The sequence below is a fragment of the Kitasatospora sp. NPDC001261 genome (genome assembly GCF_042896795.1).
Lineage (GTDB): Bacteria > Actinomycetota > Actinomycetes > Streptomycetales > Streptomycetaceae > Kitasatospora.
The window spans coordinates 38,629-58,127 of sequence record NZ_JBIAXP010000009.1 but is presented as its reverse complement, the minus strand read 5'-3'; the positions used below and the strand labels follow the sequence as shown (position 1 = coordinate 58,127).

Sequence of the window (19,499 nt, the reverse complement as noted above, 5' to 3'; positions counted from 1 at the left end):
GTACAAAAATCGAAGGCCGCCCTCCGCGGAGCGGAGGACGGCCTTCGTGTCAACATGGGGTGGTGGAGATGCCGGGAATCGAACCCGGGTCCAGTGGAGTTAATTCAGGGCTTCTCCGAGCGCAGTCCGCTGTGATTTTCTCGGCCCTGGCGGTCACACGGACAAGCCGCCAACAGGCCCAGCTGCTGTTTGATTTCCCATCCGCCCTCGCAGCCCGGGCGGACGGTTGAGTTCCCTAGATTATGCCAGGGTCCGGGTCGGGAACTCCCCGGTCTGACACCCAAGCGCTATCGGTGCTTATTAGGCAGCGAGAGCGAACTGCTGGGAATCGCGCTTAGAGTTGGCGATTATTTTTTTGCGACACGTGGTTAACGAGATCATTGCCGCGTTCCTCGGCTCGCTTCCCCTGTTTCAACATCCCCTGTCGAAACCGATCATCCCCATGTTTTGTTGAGAAACAGCTCGGACGGTCATCGTCCGTGTTGCTTGCGCCATAGTACGCGAGGCGACGGGCGAGGGTCCAGCGGATTAACCCTGGCGTCGGCGGGCCGCCGCCACCGCGCGGGCCGTCTCGCGGGTGTCCTGCTTCTCGCGCAGCGTCTGGCGCTTGTCGTAGAGCTTCTTGCCGACCGCGAGCGCCAGTTCGAGCTTCACCCGGCCGTCCTTGAAGTACAGCGAGAGCGGGACCAGGGTGTGGCCCGCGTCGCGGACCTTGCTCTCGATCTTGTGGATCTCCATCCTGTGCAGCAGCAGCTTGCGCTTGCGCCGGGCCGCGTGGTTGGTCCACGTCCCCTGGGTGTACTCGGGGATGAAGACGTTGTCGATCCACGCCTCGTGGTTCTGGATGTACGCGTAGCCGTCGACCAGGTTGGCCCGCCCCTCGCGCAGCGACTTGACCTCGGTTCCGGTGAGGACGAGGCCGCACTCGTAGGTGTCGAGGATCGTGTACTCGTGTCGCGCCTTCTTGTTCTGCGCGATCAGCTTCTGTCCGGTTTCCTTTGCCATAACGCGGCCATTCTCGCACTTCGAGGCCGGATCGGGCAGCTGCTTTAGGCGCGGGTGCCCAGCCCCGAGAGGACCCGCAGGGCGAGCTCGTCGGCCTCCTCGCCCGAGCCGGCCGGGACGTCGGGGGTGAGGCCGGTGCCGTCCGGGGAGCGGCCCGCCGGGGTGTAGTAGCGGCCGACGGTCAGTTCCAGCACGGCACCGTCGGCGAGCCGGCTGGGCTGCTGGACGGTGCCCTTGCCGAAGGTCCGCGAGCCCACCACCACGGCGCGGCTGCGGTCCTGGAGGGCTCCGGCCAGCAGTTCGGCGGCGCTCATCGTGCCGCCGTCCACCAGCAGCACCAGCGGGGTGCGCTGGTCGCCGCCGGGCGGGGCGGTCAACTCCCTGGTCTCGCCGCGCTCCTGGTACGAGCCGACCGTTCCGCCGTCCAGGAAGATCCCGGCGGTGCCGGCCGCCTCGTCGACCAACCCGCCCGAGTTGCCGCGCAGATCGAGCACCACGCCGGCGTGCGGGGCGCGCAGCGCGGCGCGCACCTGGTCGGCCACGCCGCTGGTGAAGCCGCGCACGGTCACCCGCAGCACGCCCTTGCCCAGCTGCTCCGCGGTGACCTGCCGGCTGTCCAGCAGCACGCGCCGCAGCCGCAGTTCGCGCTCCTCCCCCTCGCCGCGCCGGACCGCCAGGGTGACCTCGGAGCCGGCCCGGCGCTCCTCGCCCTGGCCGCGCAGCCGCGCCACCACCTCGGTGACCGGCAGGTGGTCGGCCTGGTCCTGGCCGATCCGTACGAGCCGGTCGCCGGGGGCGATGCCGGCCGCGGCGGCCGGGCCGCCGGGCGCGACCTGGGAGACCTCGGTGACGCCGTCCTGGCCGCGGCCGACCGAGAGGCCGACGCCCGGGTACCGGCCGTCCAGGCCCTGGCTGAACTCCGCGTACTCCTGGGCGCTGTAGTACGCGCCCCAGCGGTCGCCGCCGGCCGCCAGCAGGTGCTCGGCCTGCTGCTCGGACAGGGCGGCGCCGGCCGGGTCCGCCGGGAGCCCGCCGGTGGCCCGGGCGGTGTCGGCGGACGGGCTGTGCGGCGGCCCGCCCGGGTCGCCCCAGGCGCCGGTGGCCGCGCCGGCCAGCAGCACGGCGCCGAACACCAGGCTGAGCGCGGCCACCTGGCGGGCCCTGCGCGGAGTTTGCAGCATGGACCGGAGTGTAGACACCGCTCCGAGCGGGACGAACCGGAACGACGGGCCCCGGAACGCCGACGGCCCCGGACGGCGCAGTGCCGTCCGGGGCCGTCGGGGCGTCCGGGAATCAGACCTTGAGGTACTTGCGCAGCGTGAAGAACGCCGCCACACCGGCCATGCCCATACCCACCACGATCAGTAGCGGTATCACCGCCAGCACCGAGCCGAGGCCGATGAAGTGGATGAACTGCACCCGGTCGGCCAGCCAGTTCTGGACGAAGAAGTGCCCGCCGATCAGCAGTCCGGAGGCCATCATCGCGCCCAGCAGCGCCGAGAAGGCCGCCTCGGCGATGAACGGCATCTGGACGTAGAAGTTCGACGCACCGACCAGGCGCATGATCCCGGTTTCACGCCGTCGGCTGTACGCGGACACCCGGACGGTGTTGACGATCAGCAGCAGCGCGACGAACAGCATCAGCACCATGATCACGAAGGCCGCCGTCTGGAGGCCGTTCAGCAGGCCGAACAGGTTCTCCAGGATCTTCCGCTGGTCCTCGACCGACTTGACGCCGGGCTTGCCGGCGAAGGCGCTCTGGATCACGTCGTACTTGGTCGGGTCGTTGAGCTTGACCCGCCAGGACTGCGGCATGGCGTCCGCGCCCAGGACGGAGATGAGCGGGTTGTCCGGGTTCATCTCCTTCCAGTGCTTGTACGCGTCGGCGGAGCTCTCGTAGGTGGACGACTGGACCACCGAGGTCATCTTGTCCAGCTGGTCCTTGATGTCCTGGACCTGCTGGTCGGTGGCCGCACCCTTGTCGCACTGGGGCGAGTTCCGGGCGTCCGCCTTGGTGCAGAAGTAGATGCTCACCTCGACCTTGTCGTACCAGTACCCCTTCATGGAGTTCACCTGGTCGCGGACCAGGAGCGAGGAACCGGCGAGGGCGAGGGAGAGCGCGACACTGACCACGACCGCGATGGTCATGGTCAGGTTGCGTCGGAGACCCACACCGATCTCCGACAGGACGAACTGGGCACGCATGCGGGAAACAACTCCAGGGTCGGTACTGCTCCGGGACTGGCGGTTCGGGCCGGCGGCCCTACGGGTCAGCGCTGGTCGGTCAGTGCTGGTACCCGTAGACGCCGCGGGCCTGGTCGCGGACGAGCAGCCCCTTGTCGAGCTCGATGACGCGCTTGCGCATCTGGTCGACGATGGCCTGGTCGTGGGTGGCCATCAGCACCGTGGTGCCGGTGCGGTTGATGCGGTCGAGCAGCTTCATGATGCCGACCGAGTTCTGCGGGTCGAGGTTGCCGGTGGGCTCGTCCGCGATGAGCAGCATCGGACGGTTCACGAAGGCCCGGGCGATCGCCACGCGCTGCTGCTCACCACCGGACAGCTCGCCCGGCATGCGGTCCTCCTTGCCGCCGAGGCCGACCAGCTCCAGCACCTCGGGCACCACCTTGTTGATGGCGCTCTTGGGCTTGCCGATCACCTCCAGCGCGAAGGCGACGTTCTGCGCGACCGTCTTGTTCGGCAGCAGGCGGAAGTCCTGGAAGACGGTGCCCAGCTGGCGGCGCATGTGCGGCACCTTCCAGTTGGACAGCTTGCCGAGGTCCTTGCCCAGCACGTGCACCGCCCCCGTGGTGGGGCGCTCCTCGCGCAGGCACAGGCGCAGGAAGGTGGACTTGCCCGAGCCGGACGAGCCGACCAGGAAGACGAACTCACCCTTCTCGATCTCCAGCGAGACGTTGTCCAGGGCGGGACGGTTCTGCTTGGGATAGGTCTTGGAGACGTTGTCGAATCTGATCACGGCTGCATCACGGAGGCCATCCTAGGCGGCGCCAGTCCTTGGGTCGGTCCGCCCCTGGGGCCCGGCCCGGGGGCGGTCGAAGGGAGCGCGGAGGGCCGCTCCCGGACTCGGACCATACGCGAATCGGCATCCGGCCCGCAGGGGCCGCCCGCGACAACGCCCGCCCCTTGGGGGAGAATGTCTGCTTATGCCCCGAATATCGGGGGTCATCTCGCAGCCCGGGAGCCGGAACCGCCGGAACCTGGCAGAGTGGAGGGGGCGACCGCGTCACGGCCGCTCCCCCGTACAGGGCAGCACATGGAACCAAAGCCCCGTCCGGCGCGTTGGCTGTAGCAGCGAGGAGGAGATCGCATGACCTGCGACCATCTGGTGTGCGCCAACTGCAACGGCCGCGTCAGCGACGGGCGTTGCCCGGTGTGCCGGGCCAACCGGGCCCGGATCCAGGAGCAGCAGAGCCCGTTCGCCGCGCTCTCCCCCGCGATGCTGCTGGCCCTGCTGGCCGGGCTGCTCGCGGTGGCGCTGATCGCGCGGCAGGCTCTGGCCTGACAACCCACGAGACGTACGACGAAGGCCCCCGACCACTGCGGTCGGGGGCCTTCGTCGTCTGCCGCTACTCGGCGCTGGTCTCGCGCTGCTTGCGCCAGCGGATCCCGGCCTCGATGAAGCCGTCGATGTCGCCGTCCAGCACGGCCTGCGGGTTGCCGGCCTCGTACGCGGTGCGGACGTCCTTCACCATCTGGTACGGGTGCAGCACGTAGGAGCGCATCTGGTTGCCCCAGGAGCTGCCGCTGTCCTTGAGCGCGTCCATCGCCGCCTTCTCCTCCTGGCGGCGCCGCTCCAGCAGCTTGGCCTGGAGGACGTTCATCGCGGACGCCTTGTTCTGGATCTGCGAGCGCTCGTTCTGGCAGGAGACCACGATGCCGGTCGGGATGTGCGTGATGCGCACCGCCGAGTCGGTGGTGTTGACGCCCTGGCCGCCGGGGCCGGAGGCGCGGTAGACGTCCACCCGGAGCTCGCCCTCGTCGATGTCGACGTGGTCGGACTGCTCGACGACGGGGAGCACCTCGACACCGGCGAAGGAGGTCTGCCGACGGCCCTGGTTGTCGAACGGCGAGATGCGGACCAGGCGGTGGGTGCCCTGCTCGACCGAGAGGGTGCCGTAGGCGTACGGCGCCTTCACGGTGAAGGTCGCGGACTTGATGCCGGCCTCTTCGGCGTACGAGGTGTCGTACACCTCGGTGGGGTACCCGTGCCGCTCGGCCCAGCGCAGGTACATGCGCATGAGCTGCTCGGCGAAGTCGGCGGCGTCCACGCCACCGGCCTCGGCGCGGATGTTGATCAGCGCCTCGCGGGCGTCGTACTCGCCGGACAGGAGGGTACGGACCTCCAGCTCCTCGACCGCCTTCTGGAGGGCGACGAGCTCGTTCTCGGCCTCGGTGCGGGTGTCCGCGTCGTCCTCGGCCTCGGCGAGCTCGAACAGCACGCCCAGGTCGTCGATACGGCTGCGCAGGCCCTCGACCCGGCGCAGTTCGCCCTGGAGGAAGGAGAGCCGGCTGGTCACCTTCTGCGCGTTCGCGACGTCGTCCCACAGGGTGGGGGCGGCTGCCTCCTCCTCCAGGACCGCGATGTCGGCCCGGATCTTGTCCAGGTCGATGACGGCCTCGATCGACCCCATGGTCGTATCGAGGTTCTTGAGCTCTTCGGAAGGATCGACGGCTGCCACGCCCCCAGGGTAATGGTTCCGGGAGTGGTCATGACGACACCCCCGGTCCCCCCGGCCTCACGACGGCGGCCGCGGCCCCGGCTACGGCGCCCGCGGGGCCGTGCCGGACACCGCCGGACGGGTCGGGTGGCCGCCGTCCGGGACGGTGGCCGCGAAGGCCGTCCAGGCCGCGGCGGCGCCCGCCAGCAGCAGCACGGTGGCGATCAGCACGGCCAGCAGCCGGCGGCGGCGCAGCAGCGCCTGGCGGTCCCGGCGGTGGCCCGGGGCGGCGCGCTGGGCGCGGGACTCGAGCGCGTACGCGGCCAGCTCGTCGGCCGACGGGCGGCGCAGGCTGGTGTGGGTGTCCCGGGTGGAGTCCGGGGCGGCGCCGGGCACCAGCGGGACGGCCGGGCCGCGGCGGCGCTTGTGGATGCCGGGGCCGGCGTCGATCTCGGCGTAGACGGCCTCGCCGGGGGTCAGCTGCTCCTCGGCCGGGGCCCGGCCCTGGCCGGGCACGGCGAGCACCGGCAGACCGGCCAGCGAGGGCAGCTGCTCGCGCAGCCGCGAGGCCAGCTCGGCGGCGCGCAGCCGGGAGGCCGGGGCCTTGGCCAGGCACTCGGAGATGATCCGCCACAGCCCGTCCGGCAGGCCGGGGATCGGCGGGACCTGCTCGGTGACGTGCCGGCGCAGCACCGCGCCGGTGTGGCCGCCGCCGAACGGGGTGAAGCCGGCCAGCAGCTCGTACAGCACGGTGGCGAGGGCGTAGATGTCGACGGCGGCGCGCGGCTCCAGGCCCTCGATGATCTCGGGGGCGAGGTAGTCCGGGGTGCCGATGATCCGGGTGGCCCGGGTGCGGCGCGGGGCGTCGACCAGGCGGGCCACCCCGAAGTCGGTGAGCTTGGCGCGCGGGGCGCCGCCGGGGCCGGGGGCGGCGGCGAGGTCGAGCAGGACGTTCTCCGGCTTGACGTCGCGGTGGACGATCCCGGCCGCGTGCGCGGCGGCCAGGCCGTCGGCGACGTCGGCGATGACCGAGGCGGCGGTCTGCGGCGGCAGCGCGCCGTCCCGCTCCAGCCGGGAGCGCAGGTCGGTGCCCTGGACCAGCTCCATCACCAGGGCGAGGTCGCTGCCGTCCACCACCATGTCGCGCACGCCGACCACCCGGGGGTGGTCGAGGCTGGTCAGCGCGGTGCGCTCCTGGACGAAGCGGCCGACCAGCACCTGGTCGGCGGCGAGGTCCTCGCGCAGCAGCTTGACCGCCACCGGGCCGTCGGGCCCTTCACCGAGCCAGACCGTCCCGGCCGAACCCCGGCCGATCACCTGGTGGACGGTGTACCGGCTGCCGATCTTGCGTGCCAATGCTGCTCCGTGGGCGGCGCGGGAGCGCTCCGGGGGTCCGGCGCGCTCGGTGGGGCGGGACAACAGCGACCAACCTACGCGCCCGGAGGGCCTGCGGGGGCCGCCCGAAGGGCCCGGAGCGGGAGTCCCGGCCGAGAAATCTCGATAATTGTCGACATAGCGTCAATATGGCCGCCCGGGCGGGCCGGAGGCCGGAACGCCGTCCGGACCCGGACCGGTTCCGGCTCCGGATCGGCTCCGGCCCCGGGCGGCGCTACTTGCCGAAGAGGCTGTTCGCCCAGCCGCGCGCCGAGTCGAACCAGCCCACGACGTTGTCCCAGTAGTGCGGCAGCGGCGTGAAGTTCCACAGCGCCACCCCGGCCACGGCCAGCACCAGCAGCACCATCAGACAGCCCTTGAAGCAGCCGAGCCCCGGGATGTACATCCGGTTGCGGCTGCGCGGGCGCGGCTCGCGGGCCGGCCCGGGCTCGCGGCGGGCCGGGGCCGGCGGCTCCTCGCGGCGCTGCGGCGGGGCCTCCCGGTACTGCGGCGCGGGCGGCTCGGCCCGGCGCGGCACCGGGGTGGGCGCGGGTGGCGGCGGGTAGCCGCCCTGCGACTGGCCGTACCCGCCCGGGGCCTGCCGGTAGCCGCCGGGCGGCTGCGGACGGCCGCCCTGGCCCCGCTGGCCGCCCTGGCTTCCCTGGCCGGCCTGGCCCGCCCGGTAGGGCGGCGGGGCCACCGGCGGGCGCTGGGCGTAGCCGGGCGGGGGCGGGGCCTGGCGGTAGCCGCCGGGCTGCTGCCCGCCGGGACGCCCGCCCGGGGCGACCTGGCCCGGCCGGTGCCCCTGGCCGCCGTGGCCGCCCGGTCCGGCCGGGCCCCCCTGCCCGGCCTGGTAGGGCTGCGGGGCGACCTGCGGCTGCGGGAGGTCCTCGTAGTCCTCCGGGCCGAAGTAGCCGACCTGGGTCTGCTGGTTGCGGTCCCGCGCCGCGCGCAGCTGGGTCTGCCACGGGTGCGGCGCCTCCTCCTGCGGCGGCCCGGCGGGCGGGGGCGGCGGCACGGCGGCGGGCGGCATCACCCGGGTGCGGTCCGGGGCGCCCTGCGGGGGCGGCGGCTGGGTGCCCATCACCGCGGTCGCCGCGGCCGGGTCGTACTGCCCGCTGGTCGGCGGCAGCACCTGGGTGTGGTCCTCGGCGCCGGGGGCCGTACCGGGGACCATGAAGCCCGGGGCCAGGGCGCCCGGCACCGTCGCGGGCGGCAGCGGCGGCATGCTGCCGGGGACGGCCGTCGGCTGCGGGTCCGGGAGCAGCAGGGCGCCGACCGCCAGCGCCTCGTCCACCGCCGCCGGGGAGGCGTGCACGCCGACCCCGGCCGCGACCACCCGCAGCGCGTGCGCCAGCGAGGTGGCACCCGGCCGCTGGGCCGGGTCCTTGCGCAGGCAGCGCTCGATCACCGTCCAGAGCGGCTCGGGCATGGTGCTGGGCCGCTGCGGCTCCTGGGCCAGGTGGGCCTGGAGCACGGCGAGGGCGCTGTCGCCCTGGAACGGCTGGCGGCCGGTGACCAGCTCGTACAGCATGATCCCGGCGCCGTACACGTCCACCGCGGAGGTCTGCGGACGGCCCTCGGCGGACTCCGGCGCGACGTAGGCGGGGGTGCCGACGAACTCGTGGGTGCGGGTGACGCCCGGGGAGTCGGCGAGCCGGGCGATGCCGAAGTCGGTCAGCAGCGGGTGCATCCGCTCGACGCCGTCCACCACGGTGGAGGCGAGCATCACGTTGGCCGGCTTGAGGTCGCGGTGGACGATCCCGTCCGCGTGGCTGGCCGCCAGCGCGTCCGCGACCTGGGCCATCAGCAGGGCGCCGGCGATCGGGCTGAACGGGCCGTTGGCGCGCAGGTAGCGGGCCAGGTCGGGGCCGTCCACCAGGTCCATCACCAGGGCCAGCAGCTCGCCCTCGACGACCAGGTCGCGGACCCGGACGATGTTGGGGTGGGTCAGCCGCAGCAGCAGGGAGCGCTCGCGCAGGAAGCGCATCACCACGTCGGGGTCGGCGGCCAGCTCCTCGCGCAGCACCTTGATCGCCACCCGCTGCCCGGGCGGGCAGCCCGGCACCTGGACGTCCTCGCGCACCACGCCGCGCCAGACGGTGCCGGTCGCACCCCGCCCGAGGGTCTCATCCAGCAGATACTTGCTGCCGACTGGCCGCACCTGTCGCACTCCTCGCCGTGCCGCCCGCGCGGGGCGCTCCTCCGCCGGTGCGGTGAGCCTGCCGGGCCCGTGTCTGCGGCCACTCTAACGGTGACCGTACGGGTTTTTGAGGTGGTCGGTAGGCCATCCGCACGGTCTGGGGAAGGGTTGGGGGAGATCCCCTAGGGAAGGTCCCGGGCACCCCGCGAGAGGACCGTCGACCTGACTCTCCGTCGCCCCGGTCACGGCCACGATCGCAAGATCGTCAAATCCGGTACGGTGCGCGGACCGTCCACGACGGATGGCAGGATGGACACTCGCCACTCGTGTGGCCCAACGGTGCCCTTGGCACCGGGCAGCGGCACCAGGCTTCACATCAGCAGAAGGGACCCGCGGGCGAGATGCAGATCCGGCTGACCGTCCTCCGACCGCGCAGCGGCCCGTCCGCCGCCGGCTCCGCCATTCCCTACGTGGACGTGCTGGTGACCGCGCCCGTCGGCACCGCACTCGGCGCCATCGCGGGCGCGCTCGCGGGTGCCGTGGGCGTGCGCGGGCCGCGGGCCGCCACCCACGTACACCTGTACGCCGGGGCGCACCGGGTCGACGAGCACACCCTGCTCGGCCACCCCCCGCTGCTCGACGGCGCCGTCCTCAGCCTGAACGAGCCCGACCCGACCGCCGACGACCCCGACGACGCCCCCGCCGCCGCCGAACTGCGGGTGGTCGGCGGCCCCGACGCCGGCGGCGTGCACCGGCTGCACGGCCGGGAGATCCGGATCGGCCGCTCCGCCGAGGCCGACGTCCCGCTCGACGACCCGGACGTCTCCCGGCTGCACCTCTCCCTGCACCTCGCCGAGGACGGCCGGATCTCCGTACGCGACCTCGGCTCCACCAACGGCACCGCCCTGGACGGCCGGCTCGTCCCGCCCGTCCCGCCGGAGGCCGCCGTCCCGCTGGAGCCCGGCGCCGTGCTGCGGATCGGCGAGTCCACCCTCCAGGTGACCGCCCCCGACCCGGCCGAGGCCGCCGGAGCCGTCCGCGCCGCCCTGCCGGACGGCCACGGCCACCTCCAGCTCGCCGCCCCCGGGCCGGTCCGGCCCGCACCGCCCGTGGTCGAGCCGCCCGCCGCCCCCGAACCCGCGCCCGGCCGCGGCCGCGGCCTGTTCTCCCTGCTGCCCGGCCGCGCCGCCGAACCGCCCGGCCAGGAGAGCGCCGAACGCCACCACGCCGCGGTGCGGCTGCGCCAGACCGCCGCCCAGCGCGAACGCTGGCCCGACCTCGCCACCCTGCTGCTCAACGCCGTCGGCCCCGGCCCCCGGCTCTGGGAGCGCGGCCCCGGCCACCCCGACGCGCTCACCCTGCGGCTCGGCACCGCCGACCGCCCCGGCGGCCCCGGCACCACGCCCGGCACCATGCTGCCCGCCGTCCCGGTCACCCTCGACCTGCAGACCGCCGGCAGCCTCGGCCTCAGCGGCCCGCGCGAGCGCCTGGACGCGCTCACCCGCGCCGTCGTCGCCCAGCTCGCCGCGCTGCACCCGCCGACCGGGCTGAGCCTGGTCGTGGTCGACGCCGACCCGGCCCGCGCCGCCGAGGACCGCGTCGACACCTGGGCCTGGGCCCTGTGGCTGCCCCACCTGCGCCCGGTCGACGGCCAGGACTGCCGGCTGCTGATCGGCCTCGACGACGAACAGGCCACCGCCCGGCTGACCGAGCTCACCGCCCGGCTCAGCGGCCCCAGCGGCCTCGGCGGCCACCCCGCCACCGTGGTCGTGGTCGACGGCCGCCCGGCCACCGAGGCCGCCCGGCAGGCGCTCGACCTGCTGCTGCGCCAGGGCCCGGCGGTCGGCATCTTCCCGATCTGCCTCGCCGAGCAGCCCGAACTGCTCCCCCGGGGCCTCGGCGCCACCGCCCTGATCACCGGCGAGGTCGGCACCCAGCTGTCGCTGTCCCGGCCGGTCGCCCGCGGCCGGGAGACCCTCCACGAGGTCTCGCTGGACGCCGTCTCGGACGCCTGGGCCGAACGGCTCGCCCGGGTCCTCGCCCCGCTGCGCGAGGCCACCCCGGCCGCCCGCGGCCCGCTGCCCGACGTGCTGCGGCTGCTCGACCTGCTGCAGCTCGACACCGTCACCCCGGCCAAGCTGTCCGCCCGCTGGGACGCCCACGCCGGCGGCATCGGCGCCGCCACCGCCCTGCTCGGCACCACCCGGGACGAGCTCTGCACCCTCGACCTCGCCGACCCCGAACTCACCGTCCCCTCCCCCGACCCGGGCGGCCCGCACCTGCTGATCGGCGGCGCCCGCGGCTCCGGCAAGACCGAGCTGCTGCGCACCCTGGTCGCCTCGCTCGCCGTCTCCGAGCGGCCCGGGCGGCTCGCCGTCACGATCATCGAGGGCCGGGCCACCTCGGACGGCCAGGACGGACTGGACGGCTGCACCGAGCTGCCGCACGTCAGCGGCCGGGTGAACGCCGCCGCCGACCCGCGCGCAGCGCTGCTCGCGGCCGAGGCGCTGGAGGACGAACTCACCCTGCGGGAACGGCTGTTCGACGGGCTGGACTTCGCCTCCTGGCATGCCGCCCGCATCCTGGACGCGCAGAGCCTGGACGGGCCGGAGGCGGACGCCGAGCACCCCAAGGTCCCGGTGCCCGCCGCCGTCGGCGGCGGAGCGGCCACCACGCCCCGGATCATCCCGCCGCGCAGCGCGGAGGGCCCCCGCCCGACCGGCCCCGCCGCTCCCCCCGCCCGGCTGGTCGTCGTCGTCGACGACTACGACGCCCTGCTCTCCCCCACCTCCGCCGCCGGCCGCCCGCTCGCCCGCGCGCTGGCCGCCGTCGCCCGCCGCGGCGGACCGCTCGGCGTCCACCTCGCCGTCGCCACCGGCCGCCCGGAGGAGAGCGCCGGCACCGAGGTGGACGAGGCCGCGCTGCTGCGGATCGCCCTGCGCACCGAGGACCCGGCCGACTCCGACCTGCTGATCCACCTCGGCGACGCGGCCGCCCTGCCCGAGGACACCCCCGGCCGCGGCTACCTCCGCCTCCCGGACGGCGGCGTCACCGCCTTCCAGACCGCCCGGATCAGCGGCCGCATCCCGCGCACCGCCACCCTGCGGCCCACCGTCGTCGCGATAGACCCGCTCCAGCTCGGCGCCCCGCCGGCCCGCCGGCCCGTCCGCGAACTCGGCAACGGCCCCACCGACCTCGCCCTCCTCGCCAGCGCCCTCCAACGCGCCGCCGCCCGCTGACCCCTCCGGGGCCACCTCGCCTCGCACCCCGTTGCCGCTTCGGCCGACCCGAAGCGGCAACGGCATCAGGCACCACTCCCCGCACCGGAAGTCGTCAGGTCGACTTCCTGTGCGGGGAGAGCCACAACCGCCGCGCTCCTCGCCGCAGGTCGCCCGCCCGCCAGGACGACAAGGCCCAGGCGGGCCCGACCGAGAAGGGTCGGGCCGCCGGAACCGCCGCCGAGCAGTACTCACTTCACCCCGTCATCCGCCGCCGCTTCGGCCTTGCCGAAGCGGCGCCGGGCCACTCCTGCGCGAGAAGTCGGCCGGGCCGACTTCCCGCGCTTACGGGTGGGTTGCGCGGGCGCGGCAGCGGGTGAGGGCGTAGGTGATGCGGCGGTCGGAGGGGAGCGTGGTGACGAGGAGTTCGCCGGCCGTGACGAGGGTGGTCCAGTAGAGGGCGGGGTCGCCGGTGCGGGGAAGGGGATGCGCGGCGGCGAGGGAGAGGTACGCGGAGATGAGGTTGCCAGTGGTGAACCAGCGTTGGAGGCCGTGGTGGTGGCCTGGGCGGATGCCGCCCATGGCGTCGATGGCGACGAGGAAGTGTTCGACGACGGCGAGTTCGGTGTCGGTGAGCGACTTGGGGACGTCGAAGACGCCGAGGGCTTCGAGGAGTTCGCCGGTGTCGGTCTCGGTGTCGGGGCGGGGGTCGGCGAGGAGGGCGTCGTAGCACTCGGCCAGGCGGCGGGTGGTTTCGGCGTGGGGGATGTCGAGGGCGAGGCAGACGGCGCGCGCGACGGGCAGGGGCGGGTGGCCGAGGCGGGCCAGGAGGGCGTAGGTCGCGGCCGGGGTGGCCCCACGGGAGAGGGTGTGCCGGGCGAGGGTGACGAGGTTCATGGAAGAAGCGGCTCTCAGGCGAGGGTGGTGACGGGGGCGATATGGGCCCAGACGAACTTGCCGATACCACAAGGGCGGGGGGCGCAACCCCACCGTTCGGCAAGTTCGTCGACAAGGAACAGACCGCGCCCCTTCTCATCGTCGGGGACGGCGGTCCGGAGGATCGGCCGTCCGGTGCCCGCATCGTGGACTTCGAGGCGCAAACGGGAGCCGGTGAGAGCGAAGCGGACCTCGATGTGGCGGTCGTCGGGGGCGTCGGAATGCAGGACGGCATTGGCGAAGAGCTCGCCGAGGAGCAGTTCGGCGGTGTCGCGGTAGCGGTCCCCGGAGGGCAGCCCGGAGAGGAAGGCCCGGAGCAAGTACCGGGCCAGGGGAGCGGATTCGGTCCGCGCGTCGAGGCGTGCGACGAACATGCGCGGGCGGCGGGACATCAGCATGGGGGCACCTCGAAGGGGAACGCGGACGGGACCATTCGCACCACGGCTGGTGATTGGCCGATGACGAACAGTCAACATCCATGCCCTGCGGTCGGCTATGGTCGGGGCGCGCCCGGACGTTGAAACCCTTGAAACCCACCTGCCAGGGGGAACTGTCGTGCGAACCGACCGTGGGCCGAACCACAGGCTCGCCTCACTGATGGCCGAAGCCGCCTGGGGCAACGGCGATTTGGCTCGGGCCGTCAACCGGACCGGCACCGAGACCGGGCAGCGGCTGAAGTACGACGCCTCGGCCGTCTCCCACTGGCTCAGCGGCACCTCGCCTACGGCGAAGGCCCTGCCGGTCGTCCTGGAGACACTGGCGCGGAGGCTCAAGCGGCCGATCACCGCCGTCGAGGCCGGATTCCGCGGGACACCTACCCCTGTTGAGCAGCCGACGGATACGGTGTCAGGGCTGATCGACCTGGGGAGCCTCGATATGGACCCGTCCCGGCGCGGAATCCTCACGGCCGGCCTCTACTCGGCGGCCCTCACCATCCCCGGCTGGCCCGACGTGGTGGGCCGCTTCGAGAGACTGCGGACCGACCCCCACCTGCGGATCGGCATGGCGGAGGTCCAGGCGGTCGCGGCGATGACCGAGCGGATCAGCGACCTGGACGACCAGTTCGGCGGCCGGATGACCCGTCCGATGGCCGCCTCGTTCCTGGTCAACACGATCGTCCCGTACCTGCGGGCGGACGCCGGTGAGGACGTCCGCAAGGCCATGCTGTCGGCCGCCGCCGACCACTGCTACCTGACCGGCTACATGGCCGTGGACGAACGCCACGACTCCCTGGCCCAGCGCTACTACTTGAAGGCCCTGGAGCTGGCCGGGCACGCGGGCGACCACCTCACCTACTGCACCACCCTGCGCGGCATGAGCGTCCAAGCCGTCAATCTCGGCCACGGCAGCAGCGCCCTGCGGCTCGCGGACGCCGCCTCGGCCGCTTCCCCGGAGGCCGGTCCCCGCATGAGGGCCTTCCTCGCCGGCCAGCAGGCCCACGCCCTCGCCCAGACCGGGGACAGGATCGGAGCCCTGCTCCACCTGCGCACAGCGGAAGTCGCGATGGATCAGGCCGAGTCGAAGGCGAGGGTCGTCGGCCGCTACGATCCCGCCGCCCTCGCGTACCACGTCGCCCAGGTCAACTACGAGCTCGGCGACCGCGATGGCGCGATCCGCGCGCTCCAGCACTCCGAGAAGCTCCGGCCCCCGGTGTACCGCGGGTCCCGCGTACGCGCCCTCTCCATGCTCGCCGAGTGGCAGCTCGGAGCCGGCCGACTGGAAGAGGCCGTCCAGAACTGGCACCTCGCCCTGGACGACTATCCGACCATCCAGTCCGGCCGGGCCGACGACCGCTTCCGCTCGATGCTCTCCGCGACCCGGCCGCACCGCCGCAACCCCCACGTGCGCGGGCTCCTCGAACGCGCCCGCCCCATGGCGGGCGGCCGAGGACCGGCCCGAACGGTACGGGAGACCAGGGCATGACCAGCGGCGAACCGGTCGTGCCCGTGCAGGCCACACGCGTGAGAGGGTCGGGAACGCAACTGGTGCGCGTGTGAGGGAGGGACCGCTCGTGGAGTGGGAGGTGTTCGGGCGTCGGCAGGTGTTCGGGAGTCCGTGGGTCGAGGTCTGGCTCGATGACGTCGACATCCCCGGTGTCGGCCGGATCGACCACCACGTCGTCCGCTACCCCCGCTCCTCGACCACCGCCGTCGTCACCAACGAGGCCGGCGAGTTCCTGCTCCTCTACCGGCACCGGTTCATCACCGGCCGCTGGGGCTGGGAGGTGCCGGCCGGTTGGGTCGAGCCCGGTGAGGAGCCGGCGGCGGCCGTCGTCCGCGAGGTCGAGGAGGAGACCGGCTGGCGTCCAGGCCGGGCCGAGCTGTTGACCGAGTACGACGCCATGGCCGGCATCGGCGACGCCCACTTCCACGCCTACCACGTCACCGACTGCATCCGGATCGGCGAGCCCGAGGACGTCTCCGAGGCGAGTCGCGTGGAGTGGGTCCCGGAGGGCGAGGTGGTGAAGCTGCTGACGAGCGGCGGGGTTCCGGACGGGCCGTCGCACGCCGCCCTGTCCTACTACCTCGGCCCGCATCGACTCGCTCGGTACTCCTGAACACCTCGCCCGGCGTGGGGGCGCACTCGGCGCGGGGGGGCTTGGGGTTCACGCTCGAACGGTTCGCACTCTTCGTAGTCGCTGTGCTACTTTCCGCATCATCAACCGAACATAGGAGACCCCGGCGGTGGTGGAACACCCCGGGGTCTGGCACCAGGAGCAGCAACTCCCAATGCGGATTCATCGTAGCGTTCATACGCGTGCGTTCGCCGTTCTACCGAACGGCCTGTTGCAGGACCGGCGGCTGAGTTACACCGCCCGTGGCCTCCTCGCCGACCTGCTCTCCCGCCCCGACGGGTGGCGGGAGGACGGGCGGCAGATGGCGGACAGCAGTCCGCAGGGGCGGGGCGCCGTCCGACGGGCCCTCAAGGAACTGAAGGACGCCGGGTACTACCGGGTCGACAGGGTCCGGATGGCCGACGGGACGGTCCGGTCCGAGGCCCACGTCTTCGACACCCCGCAGCCCGAACCGGCTGTCCCCCGCCCGGCCTCCGGTGGAGGGAGTTCCGGCCGCGCTGTCACCCCTCCCGTAAAGGACCCGGGACAAGAACCCACCCTCCCGGATGAACGGACGCGGGCCGCCGTGGCCACCCTGTTCCGGGTGATCCGGCCCGAACCCCGCCTGCGCCTCGGCGAGGCCGAGGCGCAGGCACTGGCACCGCTCGTCACGCAGTGGCTGGAACGGGGCTGCGACGAAGCCGAGTTGGCCCACGCCCTGCTCCCCGGACTGCCGCAGCCGATGCACTCCCCGGTGGCGATCCTCCGGGACCGCCTGCAACGGAAGCTGCCACCGGAACGAGCCGCGCCTCCACCGACGCCGTACGCCGAGTGCGGCCGCTGCCACGACCCGGTGCCCCGCCCCGGCATCTGCCGCGCCTGCGCGGGCCTCGGCACGAGAACCGTCGCCGTCGGCACCGGCGCGCCCGCCACCCCCGGAGGCGTCGCCCGCGCCCGCGCCGCCCTACGGGGGTGGCAGTCGCCGTCCGCCGTGGCGGTCGGCGGCTGACCCTCCATCGCACCATCGCCGCCTGCAGAAGCGCGCCTCTCCTCAGGGACGGGTGCCGGGCTGGTCGACGACGGCGCGGGCGAGGACGGCCATCTGGCTGGTGATGTCGCCCTTCCTGAAGGTCGCGCCGTCGGTGACGGCGACGCTGCGCTCGCCGAGGTAGGTGTAGTCGGTGCTGTCGAAGATCCACTGGACCTCGGCCCTCGCACCGCTGTCCCGGCGCGCGACCGCGATGCCGGGGCGGCCTGCCGCGTCGGTCACCGAGTCGATCACCCTGACGCCGGGGATCTTCGCGGCCGCCCGGTAGAGCGCAGCGCTGACGGCCGGTGGGGCGATCTGGTCGCGCAGGAGGTCGCCGACGGTCCTGAACGCCTCCTCGTCGGGGCCGGGCCCGTGGCCTTCGGTGTCCGCGTGGATCCTGGCCAGCAGCGCATCCGGGTCGGTCGGTAGAGCGGCGACGTAGGCGTAGCTGCCGAACCTCCCGGCGTTCGGCACGGGTTCGGCCTCCCCGTGCTCGTCGCTTCCTCCGGGGTTCGGCAGGTGCCCGTCCACGAGCAGCAGTCCCCGCTTGCTGCCGTCAACGGACGTCCAGAGCTCCCGGGTCTGCGGCGCCTCGCCCTGCGACTTCGCCCAGTTGTCCAGGCTCTTCACGTAGACGAACTGGTCCCCGCGCGCCGCCGGGGCGGGCTGCTGTTCGGCGGCCCGCGCCGCGCGGTCCAGGACCACGGCCGCGACCGGCCGCGTGGGGTCGGCACCCCGCTCGGTCGGCCCGCCGGCCAGCACCAGGGACAGCGCCAGGCCGCCCGCCAGCGCGGGCAGGGCCACCCAGCCGAGCCGCTTCCGCCGGGGCGCGGCCGCCGGCCCGCGTGCGAACTCGCTCATCAGGTGCCCCCGCAGCTGCCGCCGGCGGTCGGCGGGGAGCCCCGGCCCCGTGGGCGGTGGCAGCAGTTCGTCCTCGTTCGTCGGATTCATCGGACTCATCGGGTCCTCCCCGGTGTCGTCGACCTGGCCGCTTCGGTGCGGCCACCCCGTACCTGTCCGGTGTCCGGAGCGGGTTCCCGCCCGCCCCGGAGCTCCTCGTCCACCAGCGCGCGCAGCTTGGTGCGGGCGCGCGAGAGCCGGGAGCGCACCGTGCCGATCGGCACCCCGAGTGCCTCGGCCGCGCTCACGTAGTCCAGGCCCGCCAGGACGCAGAGGCCGAACACCTCGCGCTCCGCCTTCCGCAGCCCACCCAGTGCCCGCCGGACGGCGGCGAGCCGGGCGTCGTCGTCGAGCCGCCCGGCCAACTCCTCGGCGAAGTCCGGCAGGACGCCCCGCTCGGGCAGCCGCGCCAGCGCCGCCCGGTGCCGCCGGGCCGCCCGGGTCGTGTTGCGCAGGACCTGGGCGGCTATCCCGAACAGCCAGGGCCGCACCGGCCCGTCGTCCTCCCGCAACCGGCCGCGCAGGCGCCACGCTTCGAGGAACGTCAGCTGGACGACGTCCTCCGCCACGGCCCGGTCCCCCACCACCCGCACCGCGTACCGGTACAGATCGTCCGCCGTCTCATCGAACAGCTCCCCGAACGCCCACTGGTCGCCGCTCCTCAATCGCGCCCGCTGTGACAGTTCCACATCCCCACCTGTCCGCACGGGCCGCCGGGTTCCCGCCGGAGCACGGCAGAGCACGGCAGAGCACGGCAGAGGGCCCCGCCGAACCGGACTGTTCGGCGGGGCCCTCGTCGACCGGTCGGACGATCAGATGGTCAGGCGCACTTGATGTCGCGGTTCACCGCGGCCATCCCGGCGACCTTCCCGGCGTCCACGGTGAACTCGTACTGCCAGCCCGGCTGCCCCTCGACCGGCAGCACGTACCTGCCGCTCTTGTCCTGCTGGAGGCCCTTGGCGCCGTACGCCTGCTGGAGCGCCTCCAGGGTGGAGCCGGCGCCGATGCCCTCGGCCGTCCTGGCCTCCGCCGGGGCGGCCAGCTCGCGCAGGCCCGCCTCCGCGAAGGAGACCCGGCCGGTGGTCAGGTACGCCTTGTCCTTGGCCTCCTGCGCCACCCTCAGGTCGACCAGGGCCATCGTCGAGTCGGCGATCAGCTTGGCGGCGGCGGCCGAGTCCTTGGCCCCGGCGGCCGAGCCCGCGGCGGCGGCCGCCGCGTCCTTGGCGGAGGCGTTCGGCGGCAGGGTGCCCGCCGGGGCGGGCGCCTTCCCACTGGCCGCGTCGGCCTTGGCGCTGAGGTCCTTGTAGCGGGCCTCGGTGGCCGCCTCGGCGGCCATCCGGGCCTGGTCCGGCGCCGGTCCACCCTTGTAGACGAAGTCCGTGCAGCCGCCGAGCAGCGAGACCGGCGACGCCTCCAGGGCGCCGGTGGCCAGCCCGGCGTCCTTGGCCATGCCCGGCTTGATCCCCTGGTACCCGGCCGCCGCGAAGGCCTCCGGGCCCTTCGTCGTGGGCGCCGCCGAGGGTGCCGCGGCGGCGCCCCCGGCCTTCGCCGAGTCCTTCTTGTCGTCGGACGAGCAGGCCGCCGCCGAGGCGGCCAGCAGTACTACCGAGATGCCCACGCCCACCGCGCGGACCGTGGCCCGGTTCTTCCCCATGTCACAAAC

The 19,499-nt window shown here is 73.8% G+C and carries 17 protein-coding genes and 1 other RNA gene; 5 read left to right on the top strand and 13 right to left on the bottom strand.

Going from position 1 to position 19,499, the window contains the following annotated elements; all coding sequences use genetic code 11:
* Positions 1 to 60 precede the first annotated feature (60 nt).
* The 5 genes from ssrA to ftsE form a co-directional block, all read right to left on the bottom strand.
* Positions 61 to 442: a transfer-messenger RNA gene (gene ssrA, locus ACFY4B_RS14225) on the bottom strand.
* Between the two features lie 86 nt (positions 443 to 528).
* A complete protein-coding gene (gene smpB / locus ACFY4B_RS14220; RefSeq protein WP_049653438.1) occupies positions 529 to 1,005 on the bottom strand; it encodes an SsrA-binding protein SmpB in 477 nt (158 codons plus the stop codon).
* 44 nt (positions 1,006 to 1,049) lie between these two features.
* Positions 1,050 to 2,186: a S41 family peptidase gene (locus ACFY4B_RS14215; RefSeq protein ID WP_074005024.1), complete on the bottom strand. Its 1,137-nt coding sequence runs from the start codon at positions 2,184 to 2,186 to the stop codon at positions 1,050 to 1,052.
* Between the two features lie 112 nt (positions 2,187 to 2,298).
* Positions 2,299 to 3,210, bottom strand: coding sequence for a permease-like cell division protein FtsX (gene ftsX, locus ACFY4B_RS14210; RefSeq protein WP_049653435.1), 912 nt, complete (start codon positions 3,208 to 3,210; stop codon positions 2,299 to 2,301).
* A gap of 79 nt (positions 3,211 to 3,289) precedes the next feature.
* On the bottom strand, positions 3,290 to 3,979 hold the full coding sequence (ftsE, locus tag ACFY4B_RS14205; protein ID WP_049653434.1) for a cell division ATP-binding protein FtsE: 690 nt from the start codon (positions 3,977 to 3,979) through the stop codon (positions 3,290 to 3,292).
* 351 nt (positions 3,980 to 4,330) lie between these two features.
* Between ftsE and ACFY4B_RS14200 the strand changes: the two genes are divergently transcribed.
* Complete coding sequence (locus tag ACFY4B_RS14200) at positions 4,331 to 4,525, top strand: hypothetical protein (protein ID WP_049653432.1); 195 nt, start codon at positions 4,331 to 4,333, stop codon at positions 4,523 to 4,525.
* A 64-nt stretch (positions 4,526 to 4,589) separates the two neighbouring features.
* Here ACFY4B_RS14200 and prfB read toward each other — a convergent pair whose 3' ends face one another.
* The 3 genes from prfB to ACFY4B_RS14185 form a co-directional block, all read right to left on the bottom strand.
* Positions 4,590 to 5,702: a peptide chain release factor 2 gene (gene prfB / locus ACFY4B_RS14195; protein WP_049653430.1), complete on the bottom strand. Its 1,113-nt coding sequence runs from the start codon at positions 5,700 to 5,702 to the stop codon at positions 4,590 to 4,592.
* Positions 5,703 to 5,783: 81 nt separating this feature from the next.
* Positions 5,784 to 7,037, bottom strand: coding sequence for a serine/threonine-protein kinase (locus tag ACFY4B_RS14190; RefSeq protein WP_380780301.1), 1,254 nt, complete (start codon positions 7,035 to 7,037; stop codon positions 5,784 to 5,786).
* A 253-nt stretch (positions 7,038 to 7,290) separates the two neighbouring features.
* Positions 7,291 to 9,219 carry a protein kinase gene (locus ACFY4B_RS14185; RefSeq protein WP_387968034.1) on the bottom strand — a complete coding sequence of 643 codons (1,929 nt, stop codon included), beginning with the start codon at positions 9,217 to 9,219 and terminating at the stop codon, positions 7,291 to 7,293.
* A gap of 380 nt (positions 9,220 to 9,599) precedes the next feature.
* Between ACFY4B_RS14185 and ACFY4B_RS14180 the strand changes: the two genes are divergently transcribed.
* The gene (locus ACFY4B_RS14180) at positions 9,600 to 12,437 is read left to right on the top strand and encodes an FHA domain-containing protein (protein ID WP_387968032.1); all 2,838 of its coding nucleotides are present in this window, start codon (positions 9,600 to 9,602) and stop codon (positions 12,435 to 12,437) included.
* Between the two features lie 324 nt (positions 12,438 to 12,761).
* On the opposite strand, the gene ACFY4B_RS14175 is transcribed toward ACFY4B_RS14180, so the two are convergent.
* Positions 12,762 to 13,313: a hypothetical protein gene (locus ACFY4B_RS14175; RefSeq protein WP_387968030.1), complete on the bottom strand. Its 552-nt coding sequence runs from the start codon at positions 13,311 to 13,313 to the stop codon at positions 12,762 to 12,764.
* Between the two features lie 14 nt (positions 13,314 to 13,327).
* Positions 13,328 to 13,750 (bottom strand): ATP-binding protein, encoded by a 423-nt coding sequence (locus tag ACFY4B_RS14170; RefSeq protein ID WP_387968028.1) that lies wholly within the window; start codon positions 13,748 to 13,750, stop codon positions 13,328 to 13,330.
* A gap of 199 nt (positions 13,751 to 13,949) precedes the next feature.
* Here ACFY4B_RS14170 and ACFY4B_RS14165 point away from each other — a divergent pair, with 199 nt between their 5' ends.
* From ACFY4B_RS14165 to ACFY4B_RS14155, 3 genes are all read left to right on the top strand, one after another.
* Positions 13,950 to 15,275: a tetratricopeptide repeat protein gene (locus ACFY4B_RS14165; protein ID WP_387968215.1), complete on the top strand. Its 1,326-nt coding sequence runs from the start codon at positions 13,950 to 13,952 to the stop codon at positions 15,273 to 15,275.
* A gap of 88 nt (positions 15,276 to 15,363) precedes the next feature.
* On the top strand, positions 15,364 to 15,909 hold the full coding sequence (locus ACFY4B_RS14160; protein ID WP_063780116.1) for an NUDIX hydrolase: 546 nt from the start codon (positions 15,364 to 15,366) through the stop codon (positions 15,907 to 15,909).
* Between the two features lie 319 nt (positions 15,910 to 16,228).
* Positions 16,229 to 16,915, top strand: a complete 687-nt coding sequence (locus ACFY4B_RS14155) for a hypothetical protein (RefSeq protein WP_387968026.1) — start codon at positions 16,229 to 16,231, stop codon at positions 16,913 to 16,915.
* Between the two features lie 42 nt (positions 16,916 to 16,957).
* Here the strand turns inward: ACFY4B_RS14155 and ACFY4B_RS14150 are convergent, their stop codons facing one another.
* The 3 genes from ACFY4B_RS14150 to ACFY4B_RS14140 all read right to left on the bottom strand — a co-directional run bounded on the left by ACFY4B_RS14150 (position 16,958) and on the right by ACFY4B_RS14140 (position 19,490).
* Complete coding sequence (locus ACFY4B_RS14150; RefSeq protein ID WP_387968024.1) at positions 16,958 to 17,896, bottom strand: CU044_5270 family protein; 939 nt, start codon at positions 17,894 to 17,896, stop codon at positions 16,958 to 16,960.
* Complete coding sequence (locus ACFY4B_RS14145; protein WP_387968022.1) at positions 17,893 to 18,525, bottom strand: RNA polymerase sigma factor; 633 nt, start codon at positions 18,523 to 18,525, stop codon at positions 17,893 to 17,895. The genes ACFY4B_RS14150 and ACFY4B_RS14145 overlap by 4 nt, the downstream gene beginning before the upstream one ends.
* A gap of 131 nt (positions 18,526 to 18,656) precedes the next feature.
* Positions 18,657 to 19,490 (bottom strand): hypothetical protein, encoded by an 834-nt coding sequence (locus tag ACFY4B_RS14140; RefSeq protein ID WP_380780881.1) that lies wholly within the window; start codon positions 19,488 to 19,490, stop codon positions 18,657 to 18,659.
* Positions 19,491 to 19,499: the final 9 nt, after the last annotated feature.